Here is an 18,024-nt window from a genome sequence, read left to right on the forward strand (position 1 = left end):
AACGTTGCAATTCTGGGACGGCTGCGGTTGACTGGGATCACAATTTTCACCTCTCCGCCCGAAGGACCAATGATGACCCTCCCCGCGTTTGACCCTCCTGTGACCGCAACGGACATCCCCCGCCCCGAGCATCCCCGGCCCCAGTTTGTCCGTGACCACTGGCTCAACCTCAACGGGACTTGGGATTTCGAAATCGACCGCAGCGATTCGGGGTTGGACCGCGGCCTGCTGGAACGTGCCCTGTCCGGGACCATCACGGTTCCGTTTGCCCCGGAGTCCGGGCTTTCGGGCATTGGTGACACTGATTTCCTGGATGCCGTCTGGTATCGGCGGACCGTGAAGATTCCCGCGGATTGGACGGGCCTGCGCCCGGTCCTGCATTTCGGTGCGGTGGACTATGACGCCACCGTGTGGGCGAACGGCATCGAAGTGGTCCGGCACCGCGGCGGTTTCACCCCTTTCGAAGCCGACCTCTCAGCGGTCGCCGGGCCGGGCGACGACGTCGAAATCACTGTCCGGGCCCGGGACCTGCACCATCAGGTCCAGGCCCGCGGTAAACAGGCGACCTGGTTCGCCAACACCCACTGCCAATACACCCGGACCACCGGCATCTGGCAGACCGTATGGCTCGAAGGCGTACCGCCGGTGGCAGTAACACGGGTCCAGATCACCCCAAACCTGGCCGCCCGCAGCTTCGCCGTCACCGCACCCCTTACCGCGAACCTGCCCAACGGCGTCCTGACCGTGCGTCTGACCGACAACGCCGGCACCACAGTGGCCGAGTCTTCGGTCAGCACCGCCTACGACCTTGCTCCGGCCCTGGTCCTCAGCCTGGCAGAAGCGGACGTACGCCTGTGGGACGTGGGCGACCCGCAGCTCTACGGGGTGGAGATTTCCCTGCGTTCCGGAGACACCGAAGTAGACAGGATCCGCAGCTACACGGCGCTGCGCTCGGTCAGCATTGACGGCAATTCGTTCCGGCTCAACGGCCGCCGCGTCTTCCAGCGCCTGGTCCTGGACCAGGGCTACTGGCCCGAATCCCTCATGACCGCGCCGTCCGACCAGGCCCTGATCGATGACATCGAGCTCTCCCTTGCGGCCGGTTTCAACGGCGCCCGCCTGCACCAGAAGGTTTTCGAAGAGCGGTTCCTCTACCACGCCGACACCCGCGGCTACCTGGTCTGGGCCGAATTCGGGGACTGGGGCGTCTCCGGACAGGGCCCGATGGGTGAAAACCAGAAGCCGGACGCGTCGTTTGTCTCCCAGTGGCTGGAAGCGGTCCGGCGCGACGTCAACCACCCCTCGATTGTGGGCTGGTGCCCGTTGAACGAGACCCATCAGGTGATGCATGACCGGGTGACCGTGCTCGACGACGTCACCCGGGCCATGTTCCTGGCCACCAAGCTGGCGGACCCCTCCCGTCCGGTGATTGATGCCTCCGGGTACTCCCACCGGGTGCTGGAGACCGATGTCTACGATTCGCACTCCTATGAGCAGAGCCCGGAAGCTTTCCGCGCAGAGCAGGCCGGCTTGTCCGTTGGGAAGCCCTACCTTAACCGCCCGGACACGCTGGGCGAGATCGGACTGCCGCACGGCAAGACCGAGTATTCGCTGCCCTACGCCGGCCAGCCGTTCTTCATCTCCGAGTACGGCGGCATCTGGTGGAACGAGCAGGAGGCCTCCGAAGCCGAGCGCGCCGAGCGGGCGGCCGTGGGCAGCGACCAGGCCGATTCGTGGGGCTACGGAGACCGGGTCCGTTCCGAAGAGGAGTTCTACGTCCGCTTCGAAGGCCTCACCAACGTGCTGCTGGATGACCCGAACATGTTCGGCTACTGCTACACCCAGCTGACCGACGTCTTCCAGGAAAAGAACGGCGTGTACGACTTCAAGCGCGGCGAAAAGTTCGACGTCGAACGCCTGCGCCGCATCCAGCAGCGCCCGGCCGCGTACGAAGAGCGCACCGACTGACCCTCCCGCCGGCGGTGTGGTGGTGGACACAGCATGCCGGCAGGCCCCGTAGGATAGGCCCGTGGTTCCTGGCCGCCATGGGGGTGCGCCGCCACACCATTAGTTCCACAGGAGATACATATGAGCACCACAGCGCGGCTTCGCCGTCTGGCACTTCCGATTATTTTTGCCGGACTGTTGGCCGGCTGCTCCGGCGGCACGGCCCCGGGCAGCCTGGAAGTTGGAGACTGCTTCTCCGCTCCGGAACCGGACTCCGAAACCCGGGAAATCTTCGACGTTGACGTGGTCGAGTGCGAAGAGGCACACAAGCAGGAAGTTTTCGCTGTCGAGGAACAGGCTGAGGGTGACTACCCAGGCGTATCCGAGCTGGAGGCGAAGGCGCAGGAACTTTGCGCCGAAGAGTTCCAGGGCTACGTAGGCACGTCTTTCGACCTGTCGGAGCTGGAAGCCTCCTACATTGTTCCCACCGAGGATTCCTGGAAGAACGATGACCGGGACATCACCTGCACCCTCGGTGCCGCCAACGGCCCCGAGGTCTCCGAGTCCTACAAGGGTTCGAGCCGCTAGGGCAACCACCTTTCGCGTTAACTGAAAGGGCACTGCCGGCCTCTGGGGCCGGCAGTGCCCTTTTGTTACGTCCGGGACCGGTTGGCAAGTAGTGGGGGTGCCACCCCGTACACTGTGCTGGCGATCACTTTTCTGCTTTTCCGGGGGGTTTGGCAGAACTTGGGTGACGTGCAGCGCAGCACGTCACCCTCCGGTCATCTGTACGTAACCTGCACCGTTTAGCGTCATCTCCGTACAACCGCACCCGTTACCTGATCACCACTGTTCGCCATCACTTGCGCACCCCCTGCCGCCGCCCCTGGGCGCGGCCATAACCCGTCGGCCGCCACGGCCGACCAAGGAGTATGAGGCATGAGACCTTCAATCCGGAAGGCTGTGCTGGGAACAACCCTCTCAGCCGGCCTGCTCGCCGCGCCGCTGACCGCGTTCCCGGCCTACGCCGAGGAGGGCGGCGACCCCGCCGCTCCCGGCATCATTATTAACGAGGCGTACCTGTCCGGCGGCAGCGCCAACGCCCCCTTCAACACCAAGTTCGTGGAGCTCTACAACCCCGGCAGCGAACCCGTCAGCCTGGACGGCTGGTCCCTGCAGTACCGCGCAGCCGGCACCACAACCGCCCCCACCGGCATCGGCACCCTCTCGGGCACCATCGCACCGGGCGGCTACTATCTGGTCTCCGGCGCGAGCAACGGCACCACCGGAGCACCCCTGCCCACTGCCGACGCCACCATCGGCGCCAGTTTCGGCGGCGGAGGCGGCACCCTGATCCTCTCGAACCAGGGCACCCGCGTGGATCCGCTCCCCACCGGCTCGGTCACTGGGGCGCCCGGGGTGGTGGACCTGCTCGGATACGGCACCTCCAACACGTTCGAAACGGCCGCCGCCGCGGCACCGGCAGGCAACTCAGACCCGAAGTCGCTGAACCGCACCGGTTTTGCGGATTCAAACAACAATGCCGCTGACTTCACGCTGAACGCCTCGGTCACCCCCACCTCCACCGCCGGTTCCGTCCCCACCGAGCCGACCCCCACGCCCACGCCCACGCCCACGCCCACGACGCCGGGCACTCCCGGAGCCGGGACCGTGCCGATCGCCGCGATTCAAGGCACCGGGGAGGCCAGTCCGCTGATCGGCCAAACCGTGACGACCCGCGGCAAGGTCACCGGCGTTTATCCCACCGGCGGCTTCAACGGGTACTACATCCAGACTCCCGGGACCGGCGGAGACCTTGATCCCGCTGCACACACCGCCTCAGACGGCATTTTCGTCTTCTCGGCGGCCACGGCCGGACAGGTTGCCGCCGGAGAGTACGTGGAGGTCACCGGCACCGTTGGCGAGTACAACGGGCTGACCCAGCTCACCGTCGCTGCAGGCGCCCTGACCAAGCTCAGCGAAGCGGCACCCGAGGTCAAGCCTGCGGCAGTGGCCTGGCCCGCCGCCGAAGCACAGCGCGAAACCCTCGAAGGCATGCTGCTGGCACCCCAGGGCAACTTCACCGTCACGGACAATTTCTCCCTGAACCAGTACGCGGAGATCGGCCTGGCCGCCGGCGACACCGCGCTGGTCCAGCCCACCGCAGTGGCCGCCGTCGGCACTCCCGAGCACGCCGCCGTCGTCGCGGATAACACTGCCCGTGCCGTCAAGCTCGACGACGGCGCCAGCACCAACTTCCTCAACGCCGCCAACCAGGGCAAGCCGCTCCCGTACCTGACCCCGGAGAACCCGGTCCGGGTGGGCGCTGCAGCCACCTTCAGCACCGGCGTGATCCTGGACTACCGCAACAGCGGCTGGAAGTTCCAGCCGCTTACGGAGCTGACCCCCGCCAATGCGGCCACGGTCCAGCCGGCGTCGTTCGAGAATACCCGCACACCGGCACCCCAGAGCGTGGGCGGCAACCTGAAGCTCGCCTCCTTCAACGTGCTGAACTACTTCACCACCACCGGTGACACGGTGCCCGGCTGCTCCTTCTACAAGGACCGCGCCGGCGCACCCGTTACCGTCCAAGGAGGCTGCGACGTCCGCGGTGCCGCCGATGCGGCCAACCTGGAACGCCAGCAGGCCAAGATCGTTGCCGCCATCAACGCCCTGGGCGCCGATGTGGTTTCGCTGATGGAGGTGGAGAACTCCGCCACCTTCGGCAAGGACCGCGACGAGGCACTTTCCCGCCTCGTCGCTGCCCTCAATGCGCAGGCGCCGGGAACGTGGGACTACGTCCGTTCCCCTGCCGATCTGCCGGCCGACGAAGATGTCATCCGCACCGCGTTTATCTTCCGCACCGCAACGGCCGAGCCCGTGGGCGAATCCACCATCCTCGATGACGAAACCGTCTTCTCCAACGCCCGTGAACCGCTGGCCCAGGCCTTCCGGCCCGCCGGCGGCGAAGAGGGCACCGAAATCCTGGCTGTTTCCAACCACTTCAAGTCCAAGGGCTCCGCACCGTCCTCGGGCGAGAATGCCGACACCGGGCAGGGCGGCTGGAACGCGGACCGCGTCCGCCAGGCGCAGGCCCTGGTGGCCTTTGCCGCAACTGCATCCGAGGCCGCCGGAACTGACAAGGTCTTCCTGCTGGGCGACTTCAACGCCTACCACGCGGAAGACCCCATCAAGGTGCTGGCCGACGCCGGCTACGTTGATCTTGGTGCCGCCACCGGCAAGCATTCCTACGCGTTCGGCGGCACGGTCGGCAGCCTGGACCACGTCCTGGCTTCCCCGGCGGCCAGCGACGCCGTCACCGGCACCGACATCTGGAACATCAACTCGGTGGAATCCGTGGCGCTGGAATACAGCCGCTACAACTACAACGCCACCAACTTCTACGCACCGGATCCTTACCGGTCCTCGGATCATGACCCGATTCTCGTGGGCATGGACCTCACTCCCGAAGGTACCGGCACCGCCACGCTGAACCTGTTGAACATCAACGATTTCCACGGCCGGATCGACGCCAACACGGTGCCGTTTGCCGGAACCGTGGAGGAACTGAAGGCTGGTGCGCCTGCCGGCAGTTCACTGTTCCTCTCCGCGGGAGACAACATCGGTGCGTCCCTGTTCGCCTCCTCGGTGCAGCAGGACCAGCCGACCATTGACGTCCTCAACGCCCTCGGGCTGCGGGCCTCGGCAGTGGGCAACCACGAGTTCGACGGCGGCTTCGCGGACCTGACCGGGCGCGTGGCCCCGGCCGCCCAGTTCCCTTATCTGGGCGCCAACGTCTACACCAAGGGCACTACCACTCCCGCGTTGCAGGAGTACGAGATCCTTGACGTCAACGGCGTGAAGGTGGCCGTCATCGGCGCCATCACCCAGGAAACCGCCAGCTTGGTCAGCCCCGGCGGCATCAGCAACCTGGACTTCGGTGATCCGGTTGAGGCCGTGAACCGTGTGGCCGCGCAGCTGGTGGAGCAGGACCTGGCCGATGTGATCGTGGCCGAGTACCACGAGGGCGCCGGCAGCGGCACCCCCGACGGCGCCACCCTGGAGCAGGAACTCGGGGAAGGCGGCGCATTCGCTGAAATTGTCAACGAAACCACGCCGCTGGTGGATGCCATTTACACCGGCCACACCCATAAGCAGTACGCCTGGGACGCCCCCGTCCCCGGTGCGGACGGCAAGACCCGTCCGGTGGTGCAGACCGGCTCCTACGGCGAGTTCATCGGCCAGATCAAGCTCGAATACAACGCCGGCACTGATGAGGTCATGTCCTACTCGGCAGCCAACGTGGCCCGCACCAAAACGGCCCCGGCGGACCTGGTCGCCGCCTATCCGGCTGTCGCCGAGGTGAAGCGGATTGTCGACGCAGCCCTGGCGTACTCGGCCGAGGTGGGCAACCAGCCCGTTGGATCCGTCACCGCGGACATCACCACCGCCTTCGTGGGCACTGCCCGCGACGACCGCAGTTCCGAGTCGACCCTCGGCGGGCTGGTGGCAGACTCGCTGCTGTCCACGCTCTCCGCACCCGAACGAGGCGGCGCCGAAATCGGCGTCACCAACCCGGGCGGACTGCGCGCCGAGCTCTACTACGGGCCCGACGGAGTAATCACCTATGCCGAGGCCAATGCCGTCCTGCCGTTCGTCAACAACCTCTGGACCACCACTCTCACCGGTGCCCAGCTGAAAACGATGCTTGAACAGCAGTGGCAGCCCGAGGGCAGCTCGCGGGCTTTCCTGGCCCTGGGACTCTCCGACAACATCACGTACACCTTCGATCCGGACCAGCCGCGCGGTTCCCGGATCCAGAGCGTCACCATTAACGGCGCCGCCATGGATCCGGCCCGCGACTACCGGGTGGGGACCTTCAGTTTCCTGGCGCAGGGCGGTGACAACTTCACGGTCTTCCGGGAAGGCACAAACACCCGGGATACCGGCCTGGTGGACCGTGACGCCTGGATCAGCTATATCTCGGCCAACAGCCCGCTCTCTCCCGACTTCGCCCGGCAGGGCGTAGCGGTCAAGGGCGCACCGGCTACGGCCAAGGCCGGTTCGGCCGTGAGCTTTACGGTGTCGCAGCTGAACCTGACCTCACTGGGCAGCCCCGCCAACACCTCACTGGCGGTCAGCTTTGTCAACGCGGCCGGCACGGCCACCGCTCTGGGCACCGTTCCGGTCTCCGCAGGATCCGCTGCCGTAACGGTGACCATTCCGGCGTCGGCGTCCGGGGCCGGCCGGCTCGTCCTCACGGCAGCTGAGTCCGGCACCACGGTGACCCTCCCGGTCACCGTGGAGAAAGCCGCTGCTCCCGCCCCGGTCTGCAAGGCACCGGTGGCGCCCAAGCACTGGTGGGACGTGCGCGGCTGGGCACGGTACGCCTACGAGCTGGCGCAGTACATCCTGTGCCTGACCGGGCGGCGGTAACCGCCCGGGCATGACCCGGCGGCCGTAAACCAGAAGCGCCGTCCCCTTACCCGGGGCGGCGCTTCTGCCGTTATGGTGGGGTTCCGTGCAGGCCGTGACAACGGCTGGAACAGGAGAAGGCACATGGACCACCGCCAGGACTTTCCGCCGGAACGGCACCGCACAGTGCGCAGCGGCGATGCGGAGCTCGCGGTGTACGAGTACGGTCCGCCGCCGTCGCCCGGGTCCCCGAGCGTGCTGCTGGTGCACGGATATCCCGACGACCACCTGGTTTTTGACGCCGCAGTGCGGCGGCTGGCCGCCGGACGGCACGTCATCACCTATGACACCCGCAACGCCGGTGCCTCCCGGGTGGACGACGGCGCCGCTGCCGGGCTCTCCCCCTACCGCCTGCCGGCATTGGTGGACGATTTGTATGCCGTCCTGGACGCAACCGGAACCGGGCCGGTTCACCTGGTCGGGCATGACTGGGGGTCCATCCAGGGCTGGGCTGCCATCTCCGATCCCCGTGCCGCGGACCGGATCCTCAGTTACACCAGCATCTCCGGGCCTGATCTGGCCCATTTCCGGCACTGGCTGAAAGTGCGGCTGCGTTCCCGGCTATGGCCCGAGGCGCTGAACCAGGCGCTGCGCAGCAGCTATGTGGCGGCTTTCCAACTGCCGGTCCTGCCCGAGGCCGCGTGGAAGTACGTCCTGACGCCGCGGTATGAAAAATCCGCGGGCCGGCGCATCGGTGACAACGCCGCCCGCGGACTGCAGTTATACCGGGCCAACATGTTTACCGCCGCCCGTCCGCCGGAGGGACGCTATGCCGGCCCGGTTCAGGTGGTGGTCCCGTTGAAGGACCCGTTCCTCTCGCCGAAGCTGGTTTCCGGGCTGCAGGAACGCTTCCCCGGGGTGGAGACGGTGGAGGTAGACGCCGGCCATTGGTGGCCCGAGCAGAACAGCAGCGAATTTGCCGATCTGCTGGACCGGTGGCTCGCCCGCCATCCCGGAACCGGCGGCTGATCGGAGCCCCGGGCTGACCGGAGCCCCGAAACACCGAAAGCGGCAGCCGGCGCGGCTGTCTGCGCGGCTGCCGCTTTCGGGTTGGCACCCGCCGGTGTCAGGAACGGCGGCGCCGGTCCTTGCCGGAGGAACCGCCTTCGCCCTCCATCTCTATTTCTTCCTTGCTCACGTCTTCGCTCACCGTTGCCTCATCGGTGACGGTTTCGGTATCCAGCCGGACACGCTCCACCGGGACGGTCTTCTTATCCACAACCGGCTCTTCGGCGTGCAGCGTCACCTCGTGCTCCTCTTCGCTGATAGCCGGTCCGTCCATCGCAGCATCACGGTTGGCATCGGTGATGGGCTCGCGCTGGATCCTGGCTTCCTCGTGGCTCACCGGGACCGTCTTGGTGACGTTTTCGGTGGTGACGTACTTGCGCAGGCGGGCCCGGCCGGATTCCCGGCTCTGCTTGCCCACGTGCAGCTGCTCCTCGGACCGGGTCATCGCGTCATCGGTTGTGGGCCCGGAGGTATCGTGGCCCACCTTGGGGGCATGCTGACCGTGGTTGGAATCCGCAAAGTTGCCGCTGGTGCCCGACGTCGTGGTGGTCCCTGACGTTGTACCTGACGTGGTCCCCGACGTTCCGGCGGTCCTCGAAGTGTCCGTTCCCGATCTGCCGGTTCCTCCGGAAGACGTACCGATGGAGTAGTAGCTGTAAAGCTCGTCCTGTTCCTGCTCGCTGATGTGTCCGTCCTCATCCACCCGGGGAGCATCTTTGATCATGCTCTTGGAATAGGGCACGTGAACCACGGATCCCTCGAGGGTGGCTTCAGCCAGCGGGACAAAGGTTTCGGACGAACCGAAAAGCCCGGTCTTGGTGGTGACCCAGGCCGGCTGCCCGGTTTCGTCATCCAGGTAGACCTCACTGGCGGAGCCGATCTTTTCTCCGTTGGGCCCTTCAACGGTGCCCTTGTTCAGGATGATGTCGATCTGTTCGGTGGTGATCACAGTTGTCTCCGGTTTCTGCGCGGAAAGCGCTGGTGCTGTTGTGTATTCCCCGGCCCCCTCGAGACTTAGTCTGTTGCGTTAGTCGCCGAGCCCCGCCTTATCCACGCGGCGGTGGAAGCGCATGCCGCCCAGGCCGCCCAGGATGGCCCCGAGCAGTGCCACTGCCGCGGCAATGATCGCGGCGATAATCACCGATGCCGTGGCGTTGCCGCCGATCTCCGGGATCTGTGGGAAGCCGTTGAGCTGGACGAGGATGTTGAACTCGTTGCCGGCAATGGCGGCAATAATCGCCGCGACGATGGCGATGACGACGGCCCACACCCACACCGCAATTCCCTGTTTGATGCCGTTGAACCGGGCCATCCGGCCTGCCACATAGCCGCCGCAGTAGTAGGCGATGAAGAGAATCACCAGCAAGGTAATGGTCCCGGCCACGCTCACCGTGGTGGAGTCAGCGGATGCGGCGTCGTTGTTGTTGGCCACAAGCACCGCGCCGAATGCTGTTGCCAGCGCGCTGAGCAACACCGTGGTGCCGATGGCGGTAAGCCAGCCGAAAAAGGCCGAGCCGATCTTCACACCGCCGAAACTGGCCTTTTCCCGCTCAACCACACCCTGTCTGCTGGTGTCCGCTTCGCCGTCCGCGCCGGTCCGGAGTCCGTCCGGCGCTGGGTTCGCCCCTGCCCGCGGCCGCTGCCCTGCTTGAGGCCGGTCCGGTCCGGTCCCGGATCCCCGTGCGCGGTCTCCCGCCGCGCTGGCACCTGTGCTCATGAGCTGTGTCCTTCCCGCTGGAACTTCCTCAGTGACAGAAATATCTACAGAAGTACCCCCGGTATGGCTACGGTAAGCGTCTGCAGCCAGAAAAGACAGACTGCTTACTAAATTTTTGTCTTGACCTGGCGGAGCCCCCGGGTTCGGGAATGGAACGGGCATATACCGGCGTTACCATCACCAACACACGTCAAGATTAATCAAGGAGAAATCATGACAACGCAGCTCGAAGCAACCTCCCCGGCCCTCACCGATTGGATTCCCGCCAAGCAGTTCATTGGCGGCCAGTGGCGGGACGGACGCTCTGAAAAGGTACTCACCGACACCAACCCCTTCGACGGATCCCAGCTGCTGACCATGCAGCAGGCCTCCCGCGAGGACCTCGACGACGCGTACGCCGCCGCCGAGGAAGCGCAGAAGGACTGGGCGGCCCGGACCCCCAATGAGCGCCGCGCCGTGATTGCCCGCGCTGCCGAAATCTTCGACGAGCGCCGCGATGAAATCGTTGCCTGGCTCAACGCCGAGTCCGGCAGCACCATGATTAAGGCCAACATTGAAGTTGCTTCCGCGGCTGCAATCACCCGTGAGGCGTCCACCTTCCCGCACCGTGTCTCGGGCAAGATCATGGACTCCAACACCCCCAACAAGGAGCTGCGGGTCTACCGCGGCCCCCTCGGCGTCGTCGGCGTGATCAGCCCCTGGAACTTCCCGCTGCACCTTTCCCAGCGCTCCGTGGCCCCGGCGCTGGCCCTGGGCAACGCCGTGGTGCTGAAGCCGGCCAGTGACACCCCTGTCACCGGTGCACTGATCATTGCCAAGATCTTCGAAGAGGCGGGCCTGCCCGCCGGCGTGCTGAGCGCCGTCGTCGGCGCCGGCTCCGAAATCGGCGACGCGTTTGTGGAGCACCCCACCCCGCGCATGATCTCCTTCACCGGTTCCACCCCGGTGGGCAAGAACATCGGCGCTCTGGCCGCCACCGGCGCCACCCTGAAGTACACGGCGCTGGAGCTCGGCGGCAACAGCCCGTTTGTTGTCCTCGCCGACGCCGACGTGGACCAGGCAGTCCGTGCCGCCGCCATGGGCAAGTTCCTGCACCAGGGACAGATCTGCATGGCAGTGAACCGGATCATCGTTGAAGACGCCGTCTACGACGAGTTCGTGGAGAAGTTCACCGCACACGTGAAGACGCTGAACGCCGGCGATCCGACCGACCCGAAGAACGTGGTGGGCCCGATCATCAACGCCAAGCAGCTTGACGGCCTGAAGACCAAGATTGAGACCGCCAAGTCCGAAGGCGCCCGCCTGGTGCTCGAAGGCCAGGTTCGCGGCCAGGTGCTGTCCCCGACCGTCTTCGCCGACGTCACCAAGGACATGGAACTGGCACGCGAGGAAATCTTCGGTCCCATTGCGGGCATCATGCGCGCCACGGACGCCGAGGATGCGCTGGCTCTGGCCAACGACACGGATCTGGGCCTGTCCAGCGCCGTGTTCACCTCCAACCTGGAGACGGGTGTTAGCTTCGCCCGCCGCATCAAGGCCGGCATGACCCACGTCAACGATTTCCCGGTCCAGGACGAGGCGCACATTGCCTTCGGCGGCGAGAAGAACTCCGGCCTCGGCCGGTTCAACGGCGAGTGGGCCATTGACGAGTTCACCACCGACCACTCCATCAGCGTCCAGCACGCTCCGCGCGAGTACCCGTTCTAATCCGGTCAATGCACGCCCTCCGGTAGCCCTTCGCCACCGGTAGAGCGACGACGGCGGTCCGCACCTTATTGGGCGCGGGCCGCCGTCGTATTACGTCTTGGCTACGCTTCACCGCGACACGCCCGGCGTGTCCGTTGTCCTGTTAGTGTCCCTCTCACCGGCCCGGACACTCCGTGCCGAACTACTGGGGGAATTGATTGGATTGACCGCTTCATTTGTGCGCCGTACCCGGGTGTTTTCCGTGGTTCTTGCATCCGTTGTTTTGCTGACCGCCTGCGGTACCGACAAGGCTTCCGAAGCCTCGCCGTCGAAGAGCGTAACGGCCACGCCGTCCGCTTCAGCGACATCATCGGCTTCGCCGTCTGCGCCGGCGCCTTCGGCGACGCCGACAGCGGCCCCGGTGCCCACGGAGGCGCCCGCTCCGGCAGCACCCACCGTCGTCACCACACCCAACGGCCTGCACAGCTTCACCCTGCCCGCCGGCTGGTCGGCCGTTCCGACCGAACCGCTATGGGTGCATCCAAGCTGCGCTCCATACGTCTCGCCGGCAGCTTTCACGATCTTGGACTCGACCGGAAACCCGGTGTCTGAGTTTTACAGCGGCATCTGCACGGACGGGGCGGCCACCCCCAGCCCCGGCCATGTCCTCTACGACGCCACGGAAATTCCTGTCTACAAGGACATGCATCGGCGGCCGGTCTACTTCCAGTTTGAATCCCGCCCGGTCCACGGTGGCGGGCGCACCTACCACGTCCAGCTCGAAACCGGACTGCCGGATGCAGAGGGGAACGACGCAGGCCCACAGTACGGCACCGTCTACATGGGCGATGGCGCAGCGACATTCAACGCCCTCATCGAGCCGGGCGCCTTCGCCGACGACGCCGCAGCGCGGGCCTGGATGCAGACCGACATGTACCGGCAGCTCAAGGAAATGATGCTCTCGCTGACCTACAACGGCTAGGAACAGAACGACGGCGGCCCGCACCATTTGGTGCGGGCCGCCGTCGTTAACGCTGGATCGGCTGGCGCTTCCCCATGCATGGGAAGCTTTCAGAATGGTTTCCCCAGGACCTGCTGGGGACTGACTACCGGCACGGCGGCACGCCCGGCGTCGTCCCGTCCAGCCCCCTCCCGCCGCACACCGGATGCGGCTGCCAGCACTGCGGCAGCAATGTCGTCTGCATCCTGCAGCGTGCGCGAGCCTTCCGCGGCGGATGACCCCGCTTCGGCCGCGATGGCCGTGCCCCACTGCACCGAGGACAACTGCAGGCCCAGCACAAAGAGGTTCTCCACCGGTTCGCCGCTGACGCCCACTGTCCGGTAGGGCGGCATAGTGACGTCCAGGCCGGGGGTTAGCACGGGGGTGCCGTCCGCGGACATCATGACCTTTGGCCGGGCCAGGCCGTCCCGGATGAGCCCGGCCAGCAATGGCGAAACGCTGCGGTCTACCCGGTTGGGCGGCATCATGGCCTCCATGAGCGTGCGTCCGGCGTACTCGGTACCGACCCAGGGCGAGGATGCGGTGAACACACCCCTTGCCTCGTCCACGTCGAACCGCGGATCCGGGCCCACAAAATGCACCACTCCTGCGCGGGTCAGGGCGGCCAGCTGCTCAATCCGTTCCGGCGGCGGGCCGCTTGCGAGGCCTTCCACCAGCGGCTCGAACCAGCCGCGCAGTTCCGCAAGCCATGATGCTTCGGCAAGCCCGCCGTCGGCCACTACCGACTTGAGCAGGGTCCGCCCGGCGTTCAGGGCACCGATGGCCATCTTCAGCGGATCGTCCTCACCGGCGGCGGAACCGGCGGCGTCCTCTTCAAGGTATGCGAGGACGGCGTCGTCGAGGTCCTGGGCGCCCGCGAACGGACGCCGTCCCAGCGGCTGGGCCAGTGCTTCGAGGTTGGTCCGCCGGTCCGCGGGCACGTAGCGGTCCAACACGGCTTCCTTCGCCGCGTCCCACTCCGGACCCGGCAGGTACAGCGCTGCTTCCAGGTCGCCCAGGAAGGCTGAGGGCTCCCCCCGGAGCTCCGTGCCGGCCACCCGGGCCAGCGTGGAGTAGTACGCCCACACGGCATCGCGGTGCAGCAGCGGCCACAGGTCGTGGTCGAAGCCCGGCAACAGTCCGTCCGCACGGAACGCGAGCGCGGTTTCGCGGGTGAACCAACGCAGCCGGATGCTGTGGGGAATGTAGGACTCCAGCCGGGCCTTGGCGCGGTAGGGCGTGCCGCGTCGGGAGGCGGCTACCAGCTTCGGTTCCCGGCCTGAGGGCTCATACCTCAGCGCGCGCCTGGCGGGCAGGCCGGTGGGCACGAACCGGCCGCCGCGGCCCAGTGTCACCGCCGCCATCACGTCGAAGAAGTTCAGGCCGAGTCCGCGGATCAGCACCGGCTCACCGGCGGGCAGGCGGGAGAAGTCGACGTCGGCGGGAACCGCAGGCGGCAGGTAGGTAAGGCCGTGCCGCTCGGCGGCGTCCTGCAGCCGGGCCTGCTCTGCGGACAGCAGCGCCGGCAGGTGGCCCACGGCCAGGACGACGGCGTCAGCGGCCAGAACCTCCCGGCCCTCCACTTCCACCACCAGTCGTCCGTCCGCCGCCCGGGTTACGCCCAGGGCTTCGGTTCGCCGGTGGGTCAGTTCCACTCCGTCCGCAGCGGCCGTTTCCTGCAGCTGCCCGTAGGTCCACTCCAGGTACCGTCCGTATAGTGCCCTGCTGGGAAAATCCGCCGGGCCCAGGGACGCCAGCTCGGCACGGTCACCGGCCGGAAGGCCGGCGGCGGCGCGGGTGCCGGCGGACATCAGTTCACGCCACTGGTTAAAGGACAGCCCCGCCGGGGAGGGCAGCAGGTCCCGAACAGTGTCTCCGGCCGGCACCACGGTGGGGAACAGCGCCGGCGTGTTCATCAGGAACAGCCGGGACTGCCCGGTCCGCCACACATGCCCGGGGCCGGGATTAAACGGATCAATCAGCTCAATAGTCAGCGGTCCCGGCGTCCCAGCGGCACGGCGGCGGCTGAGCAGGCGGTCCACCACGGAGAGTCCGCGCGGGCCTGCGCCGATAACAGCTACCCGGAAACTCTGCGTGTGATCCATGCATCTAGGGTATCGGCAGGGAGAGTCCCTCTATGCCCCGGCTGAGCCAGCCGGGGCTGGCCGGGGCCGGCCGGGAACTAGGATGGGGCCCATGACACCGGCAAACCGCAACGTGGATTCCGCAGAGACCGACGAGTTCCTTTGGCTGGAGGACATCTACGGAGACAAGCAGCTGGACTGGGTGCGGTCCGAGAACAGCATCACCGAGGACCTCCTCTCCCGCACCGGTTTCGAGCGGACGCAGGAGCGGCTGCTGGAAGTCCTGGACTCCACGGACCGCATTCCCATGGTGTCCAAGCGGGGTGGGTACTACTACAACTTCTGGCGTGACGCCGGGCACCCCAAGGGCCTCTGGCGCCGCACCACGTGGGAGAGCTACACCGCTGCGGACACCGAGTGGGAGGTGCTGCTGGACCTGGACGCGCTCAGCGCCGCCGAGGGCACCGAATGGGTGTGGGCCGGCGCCCGGTTCCTGCGTCCCGCGGACGGCACCTCCTACCGCCGTGCCTTGGTGGTCCTCTCCCCCGACGGCGGTGACGCCTCCCGGTACCGGGAGTTCGACGTCGTCGCGAAGGCCTTTGTGCCCGGCGGCTTCGACATTCCCGCAGCCAAAAGCCGCATCAGCTGGGCCGGTGAGGACAGTCTGTACGTGGGCACGGACTTCGGCCCGGGTTCCATGACCACCTCGTCCTACCCCCGCACCAGCCGGGTCCTGCGCCGGGGGCAGGAGCTGCAGGACGCCGAACCGTACTTCGAGGTCCCCGAAGACCACATGATGGCGGTGGTGCAGCGTGACCAGACACCCGGTTTCGAGCGCGACATTGCCGTGGACATCATCGATTTCTACAACAGCCGCACCTTCCTGCGCGAAGGCGGCGAGTGGGTGCAGCTGGACGTGCCCCTGGATGTCACTGTGGACGTGCACCGGCAGTGGCTGCTGCTGCGCCCGCGCAATGACTGGGAGCTCGACGGCGAGACCCACCCGGCCGGGTCCCTGCTGGCCGCGTCGCTGGCGGACTTCACCGGCGGAACCCGGCGGGTGCACCGGATCTTCACCCCGGACGCCGCCGCCGCACTGCAATCCTGGAGCTGGACCCGGGACCGGCTGCTGCTGAACCTGCTGCGCGACGTCAGCTCCGAGATCCTGGTGCTGAACCCGGCTGACGGGTGGACCGCGGAAATCCTGGATGCCTGCCCGCCGCTGCACGCCGTGGACGCCTTTGCGGTGGACGATGAAGACGAGGAAACCGGCAATGACTACTGGCTGGTCAGCACCGGGTTCCTGACCCCGTCCACCGTCTCCCGCGGCACCCTGCCGGTCGGAGGGGAGGCCGGCTCTGAGGCGGTTGCCGTGAAATCCTCGCCGGCGTTCTTCGACACCAGCGGGCTCACCGTGGAGCAGCACTTTGCCGTGTCCGCAGACGGCACCCGCGTGCCGTACTTCCAGGTGGGCCCGGAGGACCTGGTGCTCGACGGCGGCAACCCCACCTTGCTCAACGGGTACGGCGGGTTCGAAGCTTCGCTCACCCCGGCCTACAGCGGCGTAGTGGGCCGCGGGTGGCTGGAGCGGCGCACCACGGATGCCGGCGGAGCCGAACGCCGGGGCGTGTACGTGCTGGCGAACATCCGCGGGGGCGGGGAATACGGTCCGGCCTGGCACCGTGCCGCCCTGCAGGAAAACCGGCACCGGGCGTACGAGGACTTCGCCGCCGTCGCGCAGGACCTCGTGGCCCGCGGCGTGACGTCACGGGAGCACCTGGGCTGCACGGGCCGCAGCAATGGCGGCCTGCTGGTGGGCAACATGCTCACCACCTATCCGCACCTCTTCGGGGCCGTCTCCTGCGGCGTGCCGCTGCTGGACATGCGCCGCTACACCAAGCTTTCCGCCGGATACTCCTGGATTGCCGAATACGGCGATCCGGACGATCCCGAGCAGTGGGACTTTGTGAAGACGTTCTCGCCCTACCACCTGCTGAAGGAAGATGCTGACTACCCTCCCGCCCTGATCTGGACCGCCACCAGCGATGACCGGGTGGGGCCGGTGCAGGCCCGCAAAATGGCCGCCCGGATGAAGGCGCTGGGCGTGGACAACGTCTGGTTCCACGAGTCGCTGGAGGGCGGCCACGCCGGTGCGGCGGACAACCGGCAGTCCGCCCGGATGCACGCCAGGTCCTACGAATTCCTCTGGGAAGCGCTCACCGGCGGCCTTGGCTGAGGCGTTTTGCCCTAACCGGCAAGTTGCCGGTAGTCTTGTCAGGCTGGCAGCGGAAGCTGCGGGCCATGCTGGATATGCAGGTTAAATCTGCAGGTTTGACGCATGTTGGAGACGTGCCAGAGCGGCCGAATGGGCTTCACTGCTAATGAAGTGTGGGCCTAAAGCCCACCGGGAGTTCAAATCTCCCCGTCTCCGCCACTAGTCCCCCGGTTTTCCGGGGGACTTTTTGCGTCTATCCCCCCAAACTCCGTTTTTATCCCCCACCGCTTCCGGACAAATGACACCGCCGCGGTCGGGTAGATTCGCCTCTGTGACCACCAACAGCATCCAGCTCACCGGACCGCGCGTCACCCTGCGGGATATTGAGCCGGGCGACCTCGACGCCGTGCACGCCTTCACGTCCGACCCTACGGTCACCCAGTGGTCCACCTGGGGACCGAACACGCTTGCCGAAACCCGCGCCTTTATCGCCGCAGCCGCCGCTGAAGCCGGCCGGCCCGGGCGGACCCTGTTTACCCTCGCCGTACTGGTCGCGGAGCGGGTGGTCGGCACCGCCGGTGTTTGGGTAAAAAGTGCCGCCGACAGCACCGGCGAGCTCGGCTACACCCTGCACCAGGACATGTGGGGCCGGGGCATCGGCACCGAAACCGCCGGCCTGCTGCTGGCCCACGCATTCGGACCCATGGGGTTGGAGCGGGTGGAAGCCACCTGCCATCCGGAAAACACAGGTTCGGTGCGTGTGCTGGAGAAGAACGGCTTTGTCTTCGAGGGCAGGCTGCGGGCGCATAAGAAAGTCAACGGGACACGGCGTGATTCGTTGTTGTTCGCCGCACTGCTCTCGGACCGGCCCCGCGGATAGGCTGGCAGCCAT

General features: G+C 66.7%; 11 protein-coding genes and 1 tRNA gene. 9 read left to right on the plus strand and 3 right to left on the minus strand.

The window, feature by feature from the left end:
- Positions 1–69: 69 nt before the first annotated feature.
- The 4 genes from LJ754_RS14260 to LJ754_RS14275 all read left to right on the plus strand — a co-directional run bounded on the left by LJ754_RS14260 (position 70) and on the right by LJ754_RS14275 (position 8,391).
- A complete protein-coding gene (locus LJ754_RS14260; RefSeq protein WP_227927078.1) occupies positions 70–1,968 on the plus strand; it encodes a glycoside hydrolase family 2 protein in 1,899 nt (632 codons plus the stop codon).
- Between the two features lie 120 nt (positions 1,969–2,088).
- Entirely contained in the window at positions 2,089–2,535 is a 447-nt protein-coding gene (locus tag LJ754_RS14265) for a septum formation family protein (RefSeq protein WP_227913241.1), read from the plus strand.
- A gap of 351 nt (positions 2,536–2,886) precedes the next feature.
- Positions 2,887–7,383 carry an ExeM/NucH family extracellular endonuclease gene (locus LJ754_RS14270; protein WP_227927079.1) on the plus strand — a complete coding sequence of 1,499 codons (4,497 nt, stop codon included), beginning with the start codon at positions 2,887–2,889 and terminating at the stop codon, positions 7,381–7,383.
- A 123-nt stretch (positions 7,384–7,506) separates the two neighbouring features.
- On the plus strand, positions 7,507–8,391 hold the full coding sequence (locus LJ754_RS14275) for an alpha/beta fold hydrolase (RefSeq protein ID WP_227927080.1): 885 nt from the start codon (positions 7,507–7,509) through the stop codon (positions 8,389–8,391).
- A 97-nt stretch (positions 8,392–8,488) separates the two neighbouring features.
- Here the strand turns inward: LJ754_RS14275 and LJ754_RS14280 are convergent, their stop codons facing one another.
- Both LJ754_RS14280 and LJ754_RS14285 read right to left on the minus strand, forming a co-directional pair.
- Positions 8,489–9,379, minus strand: a complete 891-nt coding sequence (locus LJ754_RS14280) for a DUF2382 domain-containing protein (RefSeq protein WP_227927081.1) — start codon at positions 9,377–9,379, stop codon at positions 8,489–8,491.
- A gap of 78 nt (positions 9,380–9,457) precedes the next feature.
- The gene (locus LJ754_RS14285) at positions 9,458–10,147 is read right to left on the minus strand and encodes a hypothetical protein (protein WP_227913234.1); all 690 of its coding nucleotides are present in this window, start codon (positions 10,145–10,147) and stop codon (positions 9,458–9,460) included.
- Between the two features lie 213 nt (positions 10,148–10,360).
- Here LJ754_RS14285 and LJ754_RS14290 point away from each other — a divergent pair, with 213 nt between their 5' ends.
- Together LJ754_RS14290 and LJ754_RS14295 are read left to right on the plus strand one after the other, a co-directional pair.
- The gene (locus LJ754_RS14290; protein ID WP_227927082.1) at positions 10,361–11,854 is read left to right on the plus strand and encodes an aldehyde dehydrogenase family protein; all 1,494 of its coding nucleotides are present in this window, start codon (positions 10,361–10,363) and stop codon (positions 11,852–11,854) included.
- 202 nt (positions 11,855–12,056) lie between these two features.
- Complete coding sequence (locus tag LJ754_RS14295) at positions 12,057–12,815, plus strand: hypothetical protein (RefSeq protein WP_227927083.1); 759 nt, start codon at positions 12,057–12,059, stop codon at positions 12,813–12,815.
- Positions 12,816–12,904: 89 nt separating this feature from the next.
- On the opposite strand, the gene LJ754_RS14300 is transcribed toward LJ754_RS14295, so the two are convergent.
- A complete protein-coding gene (locus LJ754_RS14300) occupies positions 12,905–14,938 on the minus strand; it encodes an FAD/NAD(P)-binding protein (protein WP_227927084.1) in 2,034 nt (677 codons plus the stop codon).
- A gap of 91 nt (positions 14,939–15,029) precedes the next feature.
- Here LJ754_RS14300 and LJ754_RS14305 point away from each other — a divergent pair, with 91 nt between their 5' ends.
- From LJ754_RS14305 to LJ754_RS14315, 3 genes are all read left to right on the plus strand, one after another.
- The gene (locus LJ754_RS14305; protein WP_227927085.1) at positions 15,030–17,153 is read left to right on the plus strand and encodes a prolyl oligopeptidase family serine peptidase; all 2,124 of its coding nucleotides are present in this window, start codon (positions 15,030–15,032) and stop codon (positions 17,151–17,153) included.
- A gap of 107 nt (positions 17,154–17,260) precedes the next feature.
- Positions 17,261–17,351: transfer RNA gene (locus LJ754_RS14310), tRNA-Ser, on the plus strand.
- Positions 17,352–17,463: 112 nt separating this feature from the next.
- Positions 17,464–18,012, plus strand: a complete 549-nt coding sequence (locus LJ754_RS14315) for a GNAT family N-acetyltransferase (protein WP_227927086.1) — start codon at positions 17,464–17,466, stop codon at positions 18,010–18,012.
- Positions 18,013–18,024 lie beyond the last annotated feature (12 nt).

It is taken from the genome of Arthrobacter sp. zg-Y40, from assembly GCF_020731535.1.
Classification (GTDB): domain Bacteria; phylum Actinomycetota; class Actinomycetes; order Actinomycetales; family Micrococcaceae; genus Arthrobacter_B.

What these genes read in the sequence shown, in the direction of transcription:
- LJ754_RS14270 (WP_227927079.1), top strand. Translation starts at nt 2,887, where the DNA reads ATGAGACCTTCAATCCGGAAGGCTGTGCTGGGAACAACCCTCTCAGCC.
- LJ754_RS14265 (WP_227913241.1), top strand. Translation starts at nt 2,089, where the DNA reads ATGAGCACCACAGCGCGGCTTCGCCGTCTGGCACTTCCGATTATTTTT.
- LJ754_RS14275 (WP_227927080.1), top strand. Translation starts at nt 7,507, where the DNA reads ATGGACCACCGCCAGGACTTTCCGCCGGAACGGCACCGCACAGTGCGC.
- LJ754_RS14290 (WP_227927082.1), top strand. Translation starts at nt 10,361, where the DNA reads ATGACAACGCAGCTCGAAGCAACCTCCCCGGCCCTCACCGATTGGATT.
- LJ754_RS14305 (WP_227927085.1), top strand. Translation starts at nt 15,030, where the DNA reads ATGACACCGGCAAACCGCAACGTGGATTCCGCAGAGACCGACGAGTTC.
- LJ754_RS14300 (WP_227927084.1), bottom strand. Translation starts at nt 14,938, where the DNA reads ATGGATCACACGCAGAGTTTCCGGGTAGCTGTTATCGGCGCAGGCCCG.
- LJ754_RS14285 (WP_227913234.1), bottom strand. Translation starts at nt 10,147, where the DNA reads ATGAGCACAGGTGCCAGCGCGGCGGGAGACCGCGCACGGGGATCCGGG.
- LJ754_RS14260 (WP_227927078.1), top strand. Translation starts at nt 70, where the DNA reads ATGATGACCCTCCCCGCGTTTGACCCTCCTGTGACCGCAACGGACATC.